The 15,465-nt window shown below is 45.2% G+C and carries 12 protein-coding genes; 9 read left to right on the top strand and 3 right to left on the bottom strand.

The window, feature by feature from the left end:
- Nucleotides 1–48: 48 nt before the first annotated feature.
- Together L4D78_RS07655 and yaaA are read left to right on the top strand one after the other, a co-directional pair.
- Nucleotides 49–1,488: an alanine/glycine:cation symporter family protein gene (locus L4D78_RS07655; RefSeq protein WP_428466356.1), complete on the top strand. Its 1,440-nt coding sequence runs from the start codon at nt 49–51 to the stop codon at nt 1,486–1,488.
- A 120-nt stretch (nt 1,489–1,608) separates the two neighbouring features.
- Nucleotides 1,609–2,382 carry a peroxide stress protein YaaA gene (gene yaaA / locus L4D78_RS07650; RefSeq protein WP_428466355.1) on the top strand — a complete coding sequence of 258 codons (774 nt, stop codon included), beginning with the start codon at nt 1,609–1,611 and terminating at the stop codon, nt 2,380–2,382.
- Nucleotides 2,383–2,498: 116 nt separating this feature from the next.
- Here yaaA and srmB read toward each other — a convergent pair whose 3' ends face one another.
- On the bottom strand, nt 2,499–3,719 hold the full coding sequence (gene srmB / locus L4D78_RS07645) for an ATP-dependent RNA helicase SrmB (RefSeq protein WP_428466354.1): 1,221 nt from the start codon (nt 3,717–3,719) through the stop codon (nt 2,499–2,501).
- A gap of 141 nt (nt 3,720–3,860) precedes the next feature.
- Complete coding sequence (locus tag L4D78_RS07640; RefSeq protein WP_428466353.1) at nt 3,861–4,577, bottom strand: tRNA1(Val) (adenine(37)-N6)-methyltransferase; 717 nt, start codon at nt 4,575–4,577, stop codon at nt 3,861–3,863.
- Between the two features lie 367 nt (nt 4,578–4,944).
- Between L4D78_RS07640 and brnQ the strand changes: the two genes are divergently transcribed.
- Nucleotides 4,945–6,255 (top strand): branched-chain amino acid transport system II carrier protein, encoded by a 1,311-nt coding sequence (gene brnQ, locus L4D78_RS07635; protein ID WP_428466352.1) that lies wholly within the window; start codon nt 4,945–4,947, stop codon nt 6,253–6,255.
- 86 nt (nt 6,256–6,341) lie between these two features.
- On the opposite strand, the gene fldB is transcribed toward brnQ, so the two are convergent.
- Nucleotides 6,342–6,860 carry a flavodoxin FldB gene (gene fldB, locus L4D78_RS07630; protein ID WP_428466351.1) on the bottom strand — a complete coding sequence of 173 codons (519 nt, stop codon included), beginning with the start codon at nt 6,858–6,860 and terminating at the stop codon, nt 6,342–6,344.
- Between the two features lie 220 nt (nt 6,861–7,080).
- Between fldB and xerD the strand changes: the two genes are divergently transcribed.
- The 6 genes from xerD to L4D78_RS07600 all read left to right on the top strand — a co-directional run bounded on the left by xerD (nt 7,081) and on the right by L4D78_RS07600 (nt 15,374).
- Nucleotides 7,081–7,977: a site-specific tyrosine recombinase XerD gene (gene xerD / locus L4D78_RS07625; protein ID WP_428466350.1), complete on the top strand. Its 897-nt coding sequence runs from the start codon at nt 7,081–7,083 to the stop codon at nt 7,975–7,977.
- A 149-nt stretch (nt 7,978–8,126) separates the two neighbouring features.
- Complete coding sequence (gene dsbC, locus L4D78_RS07620) at nt 8,127–8,849, top strand: bifunctional protein-disulfide isomerase/oxidoreductase DsbC (protein WP_428456434.1); 723 nt, start codon at nt 8,127–8,129, stop codon at nt 8,847–8,849.
- A gap of 181 nt (nt 8,850–9,030) precedes the next feature.
- On the top strand, nt 9,031–10,755 hold the full coding sequence (gene recJ, locus L4D78_RS07615; protein ID WP_428466349.1) for a single-stranded-DNA-specific exonuclease RecJ: 1,725 nt from the start codon (nt 9,031–9,033) through the stop codon (nt 10,753–10,755).
- A gap of 249 nt (nt 10,756–11,004) precedes the next feature.
- A protein-coding gene (gene prfB / locus L4D78_RS07610; RefSeq protein ID WP_428466348.1) for a peptide chain release factor 2 occupies nt 11,005–12,103 on the top strand; the annotation gives its coding sequence in 2 pieces (ribosomal slippage) (nt 11,005–11,079 and nt 11,081–12,103; 1,098 coding nt in all).
- A 33-nt stretch (nt 12,104–12,136) separates the two neighbouring features.
- Nucleotides 12,137–13,645, top strand: a complete 1,509-nt coding sequence (gene lysS, locus L4D78_RS07605; protein WP_428466347.1) for a lysine--tRNA ligase — start codon at nt 12,137–12,139, stop codon at nt 13,643–13,645.
- Nucleotides 13,646–14,099: 454 nt separating this feature from the next.
- Nucleotides 14,100–15,374 carry a dicarboxylate/amino acid:cation symporter gene (locus L4D78_RS07600; protein ID WP_428466346.1) on the top strand — a complete coding sequence of 425 codons (1,275 nt, stop codon included), beginning with the start codon at nt 14,100–14,102 and terminating at the stop codon, nt 15,372–15,374.
- Nucleotides 15,375–15,465: the final 91 nt, after the last annotated feature.

Raw genomic sequence — 15,465 nt, 5'->3', positions numbered from 1 at the left:
CCTGTACGGGTTCAGCCATTAGTTTGAATTGAATTTTAAGAGGTAGACGTGTCAAGTCAGATTAATTTTTTAAACGATCTGTTGTGGGGCTCTGTACTGATTTATTTGTTAATCGGTGTTGGCGTATTTTTTACTTATCGCTTGGGCTTTATTCAGTTTCGTCATTTTGGTCACATGTTTAGTGTGATGAAAAATAGCCGTAAATCTGACAAGGCCGGAATTTCGTCTTTTCAGGCACTTTGTACTAGTCTTGCTGCCCGTGTTGGTACCGGTAATATGGCCGGGGTTGCCGTTGCTTTAACGCTCGGAGGTCCTGGTGCTATTTTCTGGATGTGGTTGATTGCGATGCTGGGTATGGCCACGGCATTTGCAGAAAGTGCACTCGCCCAGCTGTATAAAACCCGAGACGATAATGGCAACTATCGAGGCGGGCCTGCATATTATATGGAGAAAGGGCTAGGCATGCGCTGGATGGGCGTTGTCTTTTCTATTTTTCTGATCATTGCCTTTGGTTTGGTGTTTAATTCGGTACAGGCAAACTCGATTACGTTGGCGATGAATGTGGCCTTTGGGTGGAACCCAGCCTATGTTGGGGTCGTGCTGGTGATAATGGCTGGAGTCATTATTTTTGGTGGACTGCGTACTATTGCCCGCACCGCTGAAATCCTTGTTCCTGCGATGGCGCTATGTTACCTGCTACTCGCGTTATTCATTATGTTCAGTAATATTGAGAAGCTGCCAGATGTGCTGAGTTTGATCTTCCGTAGTGCCTTCGGCCTTGAGGAGGCGGCCTCTGGGGCTTTGGGCTATACCATTGCCCAAGGCATGATCAACGGTTTGAAGCGAGGCTTATTCTCGAATGAAGCGGGTATGGGCTCAGCACCTAATGCCGCCGCTTCTGCGACACCGTATCCACCACATCCAGCCTCTCAAGGTTATGTACAGATGTTGGGGGTTTTTATGGATACAATTGTCATTTGTTCAGCGACTGTCGCGATCATTTTAATGTCGGGCGAATATGTGCCCCACAGTGAAATTACAGGGATAGAACTCACGCAGCGTGCGTTGAGTTCGCAGGTGGGTGGCTGGGGCGCCATATTTATCGCCGTTGCTATTTTCTTTTTTGCATTTACGTCGTTAGTCGCAAACTATTCGTATGCAGAAACTAACCTGATTTTCTTAAAGCATAACCATAAAATAGGGCTGACTCTTTTCCGTTTAGTGGTGCTCGGCATGGTGATGTTTGGTGCGGTGGCTGATCTGCCTACGGTATGGGCAATGGCAGATGTATCTATGGGCATGATGGCGCTCATTAACCTAATCGCGATAGTCTTATTGTCTGGTACGGCGGTGAAACTGGCCAAAGATTACAATAAACAGTTAGCCCAAGGAAAAGTACCGACATTTGATAGTAACGACTACCCAGAACTGCATGAGCAGCTTGAAGAAGGCATCTGGGATCAGTCGAAAAAAGACGAATACTTATAGATTGATTACATCGTCATTGAAAATGTCGATGGAAGTAATAGAAAAGACCACGTGACAATCACGTGGTTTTTTTTTGCGTTGGTGGTAACCTTCAAGTGTCAGTTTAAAAAGGAAATCCTTATGCTTATTGTGGTTTCACCCGCGAAAACCCTAGACTATGAATCACCTTTGGCTACGCAAACATATACTCAGCCTGATCTTGTTGATCACTCTGCTGAACTTATTGATGTTTGTCGTGAGCTAACACCTGCTCAGATTGCCAGCTTGATGAAAGTGAGCGATAAAATTGCAGGGCTGAATGCTGCTCGCTTTGCTGAATGGACGCCAGAGTTTACGTTTGACAATGCGCGTCAGGCCATCTTGGCATTTAAAGGTGATGTATATACTGGTCTTGCCGCAGAAACCATGGATGAGAGTGAGTTTGCTTATGCTCAGCAACATTTACGTATGCTCTCTGGTTTGTATGGTTTATTAAAACCATTAGATTTAATGCAGCCATACCGCTTAGAGATGGGGACGAAACTTGCCAATCAGCGTGGTACGAACTTGTATCAGTTCTGGGGCGACATTATAACTGCAAAACTGAATGTGGCATTGGAAGAGCAAGGTGACGATATACTGGTTAACTTAGCCTCGAATGAGTATTTTAAGTCGGTGAAGCCGAAGAAGCTTAATGGTCAAATCATCACGCCAGTATTTAAAGATTGTAAAAATGGTACCTATAAAGTCATCAGTTTTTATGCCAAGAAAGCACGTGGCATGATGGCCCGTTATATTCTTGATAATAAAGTTAATACAATTGAAGCGCTGCAAGCTTTCGATACGGCGGGATACTATTTTGTACCAGCAGAATCGACATCGACCGAGTTGGTCTTTAAGCGTGAAGAGCAGTAATGATTGAATTAAATGAGGTTGGCCTTACGGGCTAATCGGCGAATATAAAACGGGCTGGTGATCATATCACCAGCCCGTTTTTATTTAGGTCTTAACCTTCGCGCGATTTATAGCGCTTATTTTTTTGATTTTTTCTTCTTAGCGACGACTTTTTTCTTTGTGTCTTTTTTCTTTTTCTTTTTCACTGTCGCCGATTTTTTGTGTGCAGGGCGCAAGCCTTCAATGAAGCGCTCTGGCACCTCTTCTTTCATGTAACGGCTCACACGCTCAATCATCGACTGGTCATGTGCTTCAATCAATGAAACCGCAATCCCCTTTTTACCAGCACGGGCAGTACGACCGATACGGTGCAGGTAAACATCAGAGGTGCGTGGCATGTCAAAGTTAATAACGTGGCTTACATCAGGTAAGTCGATACCACGAGCAGCAACATCAGTTGCTAGCATGATGTTCGTTTCGCCTTCGCGGAAACGACGAATGGTATTGTTACGTGAAACTTGTGCCATTTCACCTTGTAGCCAACAGCAGTCAATTTGCATTGAAGCTAGCTGATCACGAAGCTCACCTAAGCGATCACGTGTCTTGACGAAAATGATTGTACGCTCAGCTTCGTCAAGAATGCTCTTGAGTAGATCCAGCTTGTGAGTCATTGAATCACAACGGTGGTAATACTGATGGATCTTCTTGCGTTCACGGCGTGGTGGTTCTGCATTGACTTCAACCGGCTCGGTTAAAATCTTTTGCGAGAAATCACGTACACCCTTACCTTCGAGTGTTGCAGAGAAGAGCTGGCTCTGACGACGCCAGCGGCACTCGTGGTTGATGCGCTCGACCACTTTAGCAAAACCCATATCGAGCATGCGATCGGCTTCATCTAAAATTAAGCATTCAATCGCACGGCAATCAAAACGCTCAGATTCGATGTATTCCATTAAACGGCCTGGTGTAGCCACAACGATGTCTTGGGTTTTACCAAGCTGTTCTGCGTGCTCATCGTAAGAAATACCACCAGTAATCGTGAATACTTTTAAGTTGGTATATTTCGATAGTGCACGTGCGTGATCGGCAACTTGGATTGCTAGCTCTCGTGTAGGTGTTAGTACCAAAATACGGGCTGGCCCAGGTCTTTTACGTGGAAAGTCCTGAAGGTGCTGAAGCATTGGCAGAAGAAACGCGGCGGTTTTTCCGGTACCGGTAGGAGCGGAAGCCAATACGTCACGGCCATCTAGCGCATGAGGGATTGCCTCGGCTTGAACGGCTGTTGGACGCTCGTAGCCAGCTTCATCAATGGCTTGCAGCAGCTCACTATCTAATTCTAATTCGGAAAAGTCTCTCACCAGTCATTTCTCCTAGGGAATAAGGCTGATACCCGTTACTACCGGTTGGTTGCCGGCTCAGGCTAAATCTATAAGGGGCGGCATTATAGGCAACAATCAAGGATAAAAGTAGGAAAACTTGATGATAACCACAAAGCCTATCTACATCTTAAGGTAGAAGTCGTGAGTTAGGGCAATAAAGTCAGCGGAGTATTGGCCTTGTTGATGGATCACCAGTTGTTCTGTCACGGTTTCTTTCTGCACTTTCGATAGCGAGATCAGTAATCGACTGACTGGTTTTTTATCGGTAGAGCGAATTTCACATAAGCGCAAACAGTTTAACGATAATGTGTTTGCCAGTGTAATGAGTTGACGACCTTCGTACTCTGGTAAAATTAAATTGGCTACACCTGTGTCTGATAACAAGTGATTGATGCTATCGAGTAAATCTTGGTGTGAGAGTGAATCGGTATGGCGAGCCGTTGCTCTGGCTTGGCAGTTAGCCTGCTCACCGCTGTTAAAGTAAGGGGGATTACATAGGATGGTGTCGATGCAACCAGCTGGCTGATTCGCGCGCCAATCAACGATATTTCCTACTAACCCTGTGAATAGTGTTGGCCACGGTGAATCAGCAAAATTACGTTGTGCTGCTGCAACCGCTTTATCATCGATGTCGATAGCCAAAATTGAGGGGGTAAATGCTTGGGTACGTTGTGCCGCCATGAGGGCGAGCAAGCCGCTGCCTGTTCCAATATCAGCGATGATACCGTGTGGGTTTAATTTAGCCCATGCTCCCAGTAGAACACCATCAGTACTGACAGGCATACCACAGTCATGGTCATTGATGTGGAACTGTTTGAATGTGAAGCCTTTTGTCATTTTATACCCTGTAGCGGTAAACTTTTTGACTCATTATTATAGCCTGTTTGTTCGTCTCGTGGTCATTGTAACTTGCTGTTAAATTAATGTTATATAGTTATTAGTTCTGTTTTTTATCTTTCCCATAAGTGTTTTTTATCGGTGTAATGTTCCGATCTGATATTTCACATTGGAACATATGACTGGTTTTTAAGTCGCACCTCCTTATATTGTGGTGTTTTTGACTGGTGTGTTGCTTATTGTCCGCTTTTTGGTCATTATGCTGTGAGTAAGGTCACATTCAGTTTTAACTTTTTGTGGTCAAAAAAATTAATAATTCTTATAAACACATGCAGACATATCATCATTAACGAGTGGAAGGTGCAGTTTGAAAAAAACACTCAAAGTAACAGACATCATGGCGTTGGGTTTTATGACCTTCGCATTTTTCCTTGGCGCAGGTAATATCATATTTCCGCCTCAAGCGGGCCAACAAGCTGGTGATCATTTAATTCCGGCAATGCTGGGTTTTCTTTCTACGGGTGTTAGCCTACCGTTAGTGGCAATCATTGCCGTTGCTGTTGCTGGCGGCTGGAAAGGCATGACACAAGATCTACCGTCGAAAGTGGCCACTTTCCTTGCGGTGATGATTTTTATTGTCATTGGCCCTGCGTTTGCTGCACCTCGTGCTGGGCTTGTTGCCTACGAGATGGGCGTAAAACCGTTTATTACCGATGCTGGACAGCTTAGCCTAACTTTATTTTCTATTGTCTTTTTTGCTATTGCGCTGTTCCTTTCTCGCTCTCGTGGCAACTTGGTGGATTTAGTGGGTAAATTCCTAACGCCAATTCTGTTTGTTGCACTGATTGTGTTAGCCGTTTCTGTACTGATTAACCCGCAAGATGCAATTGAAGCGGCGAAAGGTGACTATATCGACATGCCATTTATTAAAGGCTTTGTTGAGGGCTATAACACGCTTGATGCTGTTGCTGCACTGCTATTTGGTATGGTGATTGTGGATGCTGTACGTAGTAAAGGTGTAACGGATGAGGCTGCAACACGCAAATACCTTATTCTTGCGGGCTTAATTGCTGCTTCTGGTCTGGCGTTTGTCTATATCTCGCTATTCTACTTAGGTGCAACCAGCGTCAACATTGCTGCGGGTGCGTCTAACGGTGGTGACATTTTAGCCATCTACGTTGCTGCGTTATTTGGTCCAGCGGGTCAGATGATGCTGTCATTAATCGTACTGTTGGCATGTTTAACGACGGTAGTTGGCTTGATCAGCGCGTGCTCTGAGTATTTCTCATCGCTAACAAGCTGGTCTTACGAAAAGTGGGTTGTATTACTATCAGTTGCGTGTTGTGTCGTTGCAAACGTTGGGCTGAATCAATTGATTGTTCTATCGTTACCTGCATTATTTGCACTTTACCCAATTGCCATGGCATTAGTTATTCTTACGTTTATTCGTAAGTGGCTACCAAACCCTCAATTGTCTTACCGCGTGGTAATGATTGTTGCATTGTCATTTAGCTTGATTGATGCGGCAAAAGTGGCTGGCTTTAATGTGTCTGCTTTCCGAGTGTTGCCTCTGTTTGACTACGGCATGGCATGGTTAATGCCGACCTTTGCTGCCCTTGTAATTACCTATTTCGTTGGTGCGAAAAAGAGTACTCAGCAAGAGCGCCAAGCAGCTTAATGGTTAAGTAATGCTAAAACGGGATGCCTTGGCATCCCGTTTTTATTTGCTAGCCAGTAATGTACCCAAGCCAACAGATGTATTGCTTATAACGTCTCGCTGTATTCCGTCAAAATTTGTTCGCACCATGTTGTAATGCGGTCATCACTGAGCTCAAATTGAGTGTCTTCATCTAATGCTAAGCCAACAAAGTATTCTTTATCTTCAGTTAGGGCTTTAGAAGCCTCGAACTCATAGCCTTGATTAGGCCAGTAGCCCACAAAATTAGCACCAGTCGGTAGTAATTTTTCATGCAGCATACCCATCGCATCAAGAAACCATTCGGTATAGCCTTCTTGATCTCCTAAACCAAACAGCGCGATGGCCTTACCATCAAGTTGTAACCCGTCTAGTTGTTCCCACACCGCTTCCCAGTCTTCTTGCAGCTCACCAAAGTCCCACGTCGAGATACCCAGAATCAGCATGTCAAACTGGTTCATGGTACTGATATCTGCTTCTTTGATGTTATGCAGTTCGACCAGTTCGTCACCAATACACTCACGGATCTTCTCCGCTGCCATTTCGGTATAACAAGTGGTAGAGCCATAGAATAAGCCAATCTTCATACTGCGAGTCCAATGTGTTGCGGGTAAACAATAATAATAACGATTCTACCTAGCTTCTGGTCGCTTGACTAATATTGAGTCAAATCGAAGGCCGTTCTCGCCCAATAACAAAGAGTCGTTACTTTATTTGGGAAATCGACTACCATATAACCACTGTGTATTTATCCATGTGTTTGGTGATGGCTTGCCAAATCACAGTCGTAGGAATATTGAGGTTTGAGTGGAAAATGATGATGTGATCATCGAGCGGTTTCTCGATGCGATGTGGATGGAGCGAGGACTATCAGAAAATACGCTGATGTCGTATCGTAACGATCTCAAAAAATTGGGAAATTGGGTGGATGATCAGGGGCTGAGTTTAGATAACATTTCGGTCGATGATCTGCAGCGTTATCAGCAGTGGCTGTTTGATGCTGACTATAAGCAAACATCACGTGCCCGCATGGTTTCTGCTATTCGTCGTTTATTCCAGTATTTGCATCGTGAAAAAGTACGTGATGATGATCCGAGTGCGATGCTGGTCAGTCCGAAATTACCTCAACGCTTACCCAAAGATATTACAGAAGAGCAAGTCGATGCGCTGCTTGACGCCCCCGATCCCAATGATCCTATCGAGCTACGTGATAAAGCGATGTTAGAACTGCTTTATGCGACGGGATTGCGTGTTACTGAGCTGGTGAGCTTGACGATGGAAAACGTCAGTTTGCGGCAAGGGGTTGTAAGGGTGACGGGTAAAGGCGATAAAGAGCGCCTCGTGCCTATGGGGGAAAATGCCATAGACTGGATTGAGCAATTTATCGATTCTGGTCGCCCTCAGTTATTGGGGGAAAAAAGCTCTGATGTTGTATTCCCTAGCCGACGAGCAAGACAAATGACACGTCAGACTTTTTGGTATCGAATTAAACATTATGCGGTTATTGCAGGTATCGACTCCGAAACGCTTTCACCCCATGTGATGCGCCACGCCTTTGCGACGCACCTTCTTAACTATGGGGCTGACTTGCGTGTAGTCCAGATGCTACTTGGCCACAGTGATCTGTCGACAACACAAATTTACACACACGTTGCTTCCGAGCGACTAAAACAGCTACATGGTACGCATCACCCAAGAGCCTAAGTGTTTTATGTGTCTTTATACTGGTTGCTTGTTATTAGGATTGGTTATAATGATAAATTCGAGGGTAAGTTTTTATTGAACTTTGAAAGTTTTTTAGCCTCTTAAGGTCTTACTCTGTATCTTATTTTATTTTGAAAGGAAATCGTCGAATGCGCTTTTTTGGCCGTACGTTACTTGCGACAGCGGTGGTTATGACTGCCTTTACAGCATCAGCCAAGCCTGATGAAGCCGCGATCACAAGTAAGCTGAGTGGTATTGGGCTTACGCCAGTGTCGATCAGCTCCTCGCCACTTCCGGGTATTAACGAAGTGGTTACTGAGCGTGGCATTGTGTATGTATCTGACGATGGTGGCTATTTCCTTGCTGGACACCTTTATCAGAATGATGGTGTACAGCCGCTAAACCTGACAGAACAAAAGATGGCGGAGCAGAATAAAGGTAAGCTAGCTGGCATGGAAGATGAAATGATCATCTACCCAGCAAAAGATGAAAAGTATGTCGTCACCGTCTTTACCGATACCAGCTGTGGCTATTGCCGCAAACTGCATAATGAAATGCAAGCCTATAATGATGCAGGCATTACTATCCGATACCTTGCCTTCCCCCGTGGCGGTGAACGCTCACGTAACTTTGGTGAGATGAGCGCTATTTGGGGAGCAAAGAACCCAGCAGAGGCGATGAATGATGCGAAAAACGGCAGCTTTGACCCTAGCGGTGTGAAACAACGTGAGGATCTTGTTCGTAAGCATTATCAACTTGGTGTTGCAATGGGCGTGAGTGGTACGCCTGCGATGGTGTTAGCCGACGGTACGATGCTACCGGGTTATCAGCCAGCCGATATGCTGCGCAAGATGCTAGATAGCAAAAGCTAATCTAATCACCCAATATGCTTTATTCGACAACCCGAGTCAGTTCGCTGGCTCGGGTTGTTTTTTTCCAAGCGAGACTGCTTTCTGAGTAAGCATGTTGAGGCAATTTGCGTATAATGCCTAACATAAGTAAGAATTTTGACCGATTCTAATCACTGAATTTCCTGCCAATAAGATTATCCTGATGATTGAGATAAAGCGCCGTCCTGAGGCGGATACCAGCCAGTTTACTGATGCCACTCATCCCTTGTTGCAGCGCATTTATGCGAGTCGAGGGATTATCAATGAAACCCTGCTTGAAAAAGGGGCTCGCCACTTACTGGGCTTTAATCAGCTGCATGGTATTCAGCCTGCGGTTGATTTGCTAAAAGCGGCCTTGGCTGAGCAGCGCCGGATCATTGTTGTGGGTGATTTTGATGCCGATGGGGCAACCAGCTCAGCCTTATCTGTTCTTGCGCTTAGAATGCTCGGGAGCCGAAATGTCGATTACTTAGTACCGAATCGATTTGAAGATGGTTATGGCTTAAGCCCTGATGTGGTTGAGCAGGCAGCGGCTCGTGGTGCAGAAATGATCATGACGGTTGATAACGGTGTCTCGTCTATTTCTGGTGTTGCAGCGGCAAAAGAGAAAGGGATCCAAGTGGTGGTAACTGACCATCACTTACCCGGTGATACATTGCCCGAGGCTGATGCCATTGTTAACCCCAACCTGCATGAGTGTGACTTTCCATCAAAGGCACTGTGTGGGGTTGGTGTTGCATTTTACCTTATGCTGGCGGTACGGGCTGACTTGCGTAAAGAAGGTTGGTTTGCCGCTCAAGGTATTGCTGAGCCGAACCTGGCAGAGCTATTAGATTTGGTTGCGCTGGGCACCGTGGCAGATGTTGTGGCGTTAGATGGCAACAACCGTATTTTGGTGCATCAGGGGTTACAGCGTATTCGTGCTGGTAAATGCCGACCGGGGATCAGAGCGCTGATTGAAGTTGCCAATCGTGATCCGGCGCGTTTAGTTGCCAGCGATTTAGGCTTTGCACTTGGCCCGCGGATCAATGCCGCAGGGCGATTGGATGATATGTCATTTGGCGTTGAGTTGTTGTTGTGTGACAACATTCAAGCAGCGCGTCGAATGGCATCAGAGTTAGATGCTTTAAACCAAACCCGTAAAGAAATTGAACAGGGAATGAAAGAAGAAGCCCTCGCGATTTGTGAGCGACTTAAGTTTAATAAACAGGATATGCCTTACGGTTTAGTACTGTTTCAACGCGATTGGCATCAGGGAGTGATAGGGATTCTAGCTTCACGGATCAAAGAACTTTACCACCGACCAGTCATAGCTTTTGCCGATGCGGGTAAGGGAGAAATCAAAGGTTCATGCCGTTCCATTCCTGGATTGCACATGCGTGATGTACTCGACTCCATTGATACCCAAAATCCTGGGATGATCCTCAAGTTTGGTGGTCATGCGATGGCCGCTGGACTAACCGTGTCTGAAGATAAATTGGATGCTTTCAGCCAAGCTTTTGATGCTGCAGTACGTAAAGAACTCGATAGTGATGCATTAAAAGGTGTTTTACTGACAGATGGCGCATTGAATTCGCAAGAGCTTAACTTGCAGACTGCTGAGCTTATTCGTGCTGGTGGCCCGTGGGGACAACAATTCCCTGAACCCATGTTTGATGGCCGTTTCCGTTTACTGCATCAAAAGTTAGTCGGCGGGAAACACCTGAAAGTGATGCTTGAGCCATTAGAGGGAGGCGGGGTTATTGATGGTATCGCGTTTAATATTGATGTACGTCGTTGGCCTGATGCGTCGGTACAGCAAGTTGAATTGGTATACCGTTTAGATGTGAACGAGTTCCGTGGCAATTGCAGCGCCCAATTAATGATTGAGCACCTCTCGGCCCTGTAGGCGAATTAACACCGTACTGGTTTGTTCGAAATACCAGAAATTGGCGGTGTGAGTCATATTAGCAGGTAGTGATACGGCTACCTGCTGACAAATCAGAGTAAACAGAATATTTCAAGTTCGTAAGTTATCTGTTTCTGTGACCAAGCTAGAAAAATAAAATCACCGATAACCTTTCTTCTCCTCTGTATATTCTATCTACAATTCGATAGAATCCTTCGGTTATGATCATTTCGGCGATGAAGAGTGGCAATGTTCGAGATTAATCCAATTAAAAACCGACTTGAGGATGTGTCAGCACGTACTGATATCCTTAGGGGGTACCTTTGACTATGATGCTAAGAAAGAGCAACTAGAAGAGGTCAATGCAGAACTAGAGCAACCAGCAGTATGGAATGAGCCTGAACGCGCTCAAGCTCTAGGTAAATCACGCGCAGCATTAGAAGCCGTGGTTGAAACTATCGATCAACTAGACCAAGGCGTTGAAGACGTTGCGGGTTTACTTGAATTAGCGGTAGAAGAAGGCGATCAAGAAACATTTGATGAAATTGAGCCTGAACTGGCCGAGTTGGAAGCAAAGCTAGCTAAGCTTGAATTCCGCCGCATGTTCTCGGGTGAATACGATGCATCAGATTGTTACATCGACCTACAAGCAGGCTCGGGCGGTACAGAAGCTCAGGACTGGACATCGATGATGCTACGTATGTATTTACGTTGGGCAGATGCGAAAGGTTTTAAAACTGAGATCATCGAAGTTTCTGCTGGTGATGTTGCAGGTCTAAAATCAGCAACTATTCGCCTTGTAGGTGAGTATGCCTACGGCTGGCTACGCACTGAAACCGGTGTTCACCGTTTAGTGCGTAAATCCCCATTTGATTCAGGTGGCCGTCGTCATACATCATTTGCTTCTGCGTTTGTTTACCCAGAAGTTGATGACAACATTAACATTGAAATTAACCCTTCTGATTTACGTATCGATGTATACCGAGCATCAGGAGCGGGTGGTCAGCACGTAAACACCACGGAATCAGCGGTACGTATTACGCACGTTCCAACCAACATTGTGGTGCAGTGTCAGAATGACCGTTCTCAGCACAAGAACAAAGAACAAGCGATGAAGCAGTTGAAAGCAAAACTGTTCGAGTTTGAGATGCAAAAGCAAAATGCTGAGAAGCAAGCCAATGAAGACTCTAAGTCAGACATTGGTTGGGGTAGCCAAATTCGTTCATACGTATTGGATGATTCCCGCATTAAAGATTTACGTACTGGGGTAGAAAATCGAAATACCCAAGCAGTACTTGACGGCGATTTAGACCGTTTTATTGAAGCCAGCCTGAAATCAGGTCTGTAACCGAACTTCGGTTAAAACATTTAAGGTTAACCCATGACTGATCAATTACAAGATGAGAATAAGCTGATTGCTGAGCGTCGCGCGAAACTGGATATGATTCGCGGGAACTGCAAAGCAAATGGCCACCCGAATGATTTTCGTCGCGATAGCCTAGCGGCAGACCTGCAGGCTAAATTTGGCGAATTGAATAAAGAAGAGCTAGAAGAAGCAGGCAACGTTGTTGCTATTGCTGGCCGTGTTATGGCTAAGCGTGGTCCATTCCTAGCTATTCAAGATGTTTCTGGTCGTATTCAGGCATACGCTGCGAAAGACGTACAGAAAGAACTAAAAGAAAAGTATTCTGGTCTAGATATCGGTGACATCATCGGTGTGAAAGGTACACTGCATAAGTCAGGTAAAGGCGATCTTTACGTGAACATGAATGAGTACGAATTGTTAACCAAAGCACTTCGTCCTTTACCAGAGAAATTCCACGGTCTTACGGATCAAGAGATGCGTTACCGTCAGCGTTATGTTGATCTGATCGTTAACGAAGATTCTCGTACTGCGTTTATTATCCGCTCTAAGCTGGTAACCGCTATCCGTAACTTCATGGTCTCTAAGCAGTTCATGGAAGTAGAAACACCAATGATGCACGTGATCCCGGGTGGTGCGACAGCACGTCCATTCATCACGCACCATAACGCGCTAGACATCGATATGTACCTGCGTGTTGCACCAGAGCTTTACCTGAAGCGCCTGGTTGTTGGTGGTTTCGAGCGAGTATTCGAAGTAAACCGTAACTTCCGCAATGAAGGTTTATCGCCACGTCATAATCCAGAATTCACCATGATGGAATTCTACATGGCGTACGCAGATTACAAAGATCTGATGGATCTGACGGAAGAGATGCTATCGACGGTTGCGAAAGAAGTACTTGGTTCATCTGCGATGCCTTACGGCGATGAAATGGTTGAGTTTGGCGGCACATATGCACGTATGACAATGCTTGATGCTATCAAACACTACAATCCAGATCATGCAGATATCCAAGCGCTAACAGAAGAAGGCGTTCAAGATCGCGACCTAATGGTTAAGATTGCGAAATCTGTTCATGTTGAAGTGGAAAGCTTCTGGACTTGCGGTCAGCTACTTGAAGAAATCTTTGGTGAAACAGCTGAACCACAGCTAATTCAACCAACATTCATCACGGGTTACCCGGCAGATATCTCACCGCTTGCACGTCGTAGCGATAACAACCCATTCTTTACTGACCGCTTTGAGTTCTTCATCGGTGGCCGTGAAGTTGCAAATGGTTTCTCTGAGCTTAACGATGCTCAAGACCAAGATGAGCGCTTTAAAGCACAGGTTGATGCGAAAGATGCGGGTGATGACGAAGCAATGTTCTACGATGCTGATTACATTACCGCACTAGAGCACGGCTTACCGCCAGCGGCTGGCCAAGGTATTGGTATTGACCGTTTAGCAATGCTGTTTACCAACACGCATACCATTCGTGATGTGATCCTGTTCCCTGCGATGCGCCCGCAAAACAACGCTTAATTTCAAGCGATATTTGTTTTTGAAAACCACCTTTCGAGGTGGTTTTTTTTCGTCGCCATTATGACTTTTCTCTCCAAGCCCTCACTTATTTCAAGTCCATCACTATATTTCCAATAGTGGAAATAGTTTACTTTTTGTCCTGTTTGTCGATTTTACACTGTGATCGGATGCACAATTTCGCTATTTCAACCTAATCTAAACAGAATGACATTCTGCCATGCTTTATTCTATTTACCATGTGAATAAGTGACGGTTTTTCATGGTGTTTAGTGAATTGTTCTGTTTTTAAAGTTAATGAATACTCTTTGATTTTGTGTTTCATTTGTTTAAAAAATGTAACCAAGCGTCTTTCATCTTTTGTTTGGCTATGTAAAATGTCGGCCAATCCTACGGTTTACAGTGGGAATGGGAAGTAAACAAGATATTAACAAGCACAACCAACTGGAGATGGACGATGAAGAAATCGCTATCAGGAAAGATATTTGTAGGACTGTTTGCCGGTCTGATTATTGGTACGGCAATTCAGTACTTGTTTAACGGCGTTACATTAATGGATACCTATGCCCTTGGCTTAGCTGAAGGTGCTGGTGGGATGTTTGTATCACTGATCAAGTTGTTGGTCGTGCCTTTGGTTTATGTTTCGATTGTATGCGGTATTGTTGATCTTAAAGACATCACGGCATTCGGTCGCCTCGGTGGTAAAACTTTTGCCCTTTACATTATTAACACCATCATCGCGATCACTGCAGCATTAACGGTGGGCATGATTTTCCAGCCGGGCGCTGATGCGAACCTTGCAGGCACGGTGTCTGAAGCGGTTGAGCTGACCACTACAGAAACACCTGATATCTTTTCTTTGATCGTTAACATCGTACCGAGTAATCCAATACAAGCTTTTGCCAGCGGAGATATGCTGCAAATTATCTTCATGGCGATCCTGACAGGTCTTGCAATTCAGGCGCTTGATAGCCGTGGTGGCCCAGCGATTAAAACGTTTAAAATGGCTAACGAAATCATGATGAAGTTAGTTGGCCTTGTGATGAGTCTGGCACCGTTTGGTGTATTTGCCCTGATGATCCAATTGGGTGCGACACTTGATGCCAATACCTTGATGTCAGTAGCTGGTTATGTCGCCTTGGTTGTTGCAATGCTGGTGTTCTGGATTTTCGTCTTCTACCCAATGATGGTTGGTCTGACAACAGGCATCAAGCCATCGGAATTTCTTCGTCATACCCGCGAGCAGATCTTGTTCTCTCTATCGACAGCAAGTTCAAACGCGACAATTCCAGTTACCATGCGCACGTTGACAGACAAGATTGGTGTCTCTAAATCAGTGGCTGGCTTTGGTGTGCCATTGGGTGCAACGATGAACATGTCAGGCGTTTCTATCTATATCGCACTAGCAACGATTTTTGTCGCAAATGCCTTTGGTCAGCCAATTAATAGTGCCGATATCTTTACATTGGGTCTGACTATTCTATTGCTTTCAATTGGTGCTGGTGGCGTACCGGGTGGTGGTGTTGTCATGGTCGGTGTATTGCTTCACCAACTAGGTTTACCGCCAGAAGGCTTGGCAATTGTTGCCGCTGTCGACCGTATTAATGACATGTTCTGTACGAGTTCAAATGTTGTTGGTGATACTGCGGTTAATACAATTGTGGCAAAAAGTGAGAATGAAATCGGTGTTGAATCTCAAGCTGAGCAGCCAGAAGCTGTGACAGTGAGTTAAGTCGCAACATTGTGTTCGGAATAAAGCGCCTTTGGGCGCTTTTTTGCGTTTTGGTACCACAATTTATACGAAAGTTGATAGCCAGCTATAC

This window comes from Photobacterium minamisatsumaniensis (assembly GCF_050336695.1).
In the GTDB taxonomy this organism is placed as follows: domain Bacteria; phylum Pseudomonadota; class Gammaproteobacteria; order Enterobacterales; family Vibrionaceae; genus Photobacterium; species Photobacterium minamisatsumaniensis.
The sequence above is the reverse complement of the archived record's forward strand: the minus strand, read 5'-3'. Positions and strand labels throughout refer to the sequence as shown.

What these genes read in the sequence shown, in the direction of transcription:
- L4D78_RS07640 (WP_428466353.1), bottom strand. Translation starts at nt 4,577, where the DNA reads ATGACAAAAGGCTTCACATTCAAACAGTTCCACATCAATGACCATGAC.
- L4D78_RS07600 (WP_428466346.1), top strand. Translation starts at nt 14,100, where the DNA reads ATGAAGAAATCGCTATCAGGAAAGATATTTGTAGGACTGTTTGCCGGT.
- fldB (WP_428466351.1), bottom strand. Translation starts at nt 6,860, where the DNA reads ATGAAGATTGGCTTATTCTATGGCTCTACCACTTGTTATACCGAAATG.
- recJ (WP_428466349.1), top strand. Translation starts at nt 9,031, where the DNA reads ATGATTGAGATAAAGCGCCGTCCTGAGGCGGATACCAGCCAGTTTACT.
- lysS (WP_428466347.1), top strand. Translation starts at nt 12,137, where the DNA reads ATGACTGATCAATTACAAGATGAGAATAAGCTGATTGCTGAGCGTCGC.
- dsbC (WP_428456434.1), top strand. Translation starts at nt 8,127, where the DNA reads ATGCGCTTTTTTGGCCGTACGTTACTTGCGACAGCGGTGGTTATGACT.
- yaaA (WP_428466355.1), top strand. Translation starts at nt 1,609, where the DNA reads ATGCTTATTGTGGTTTCACCCGCGAAAACCCTAGACTATGAATCACCT.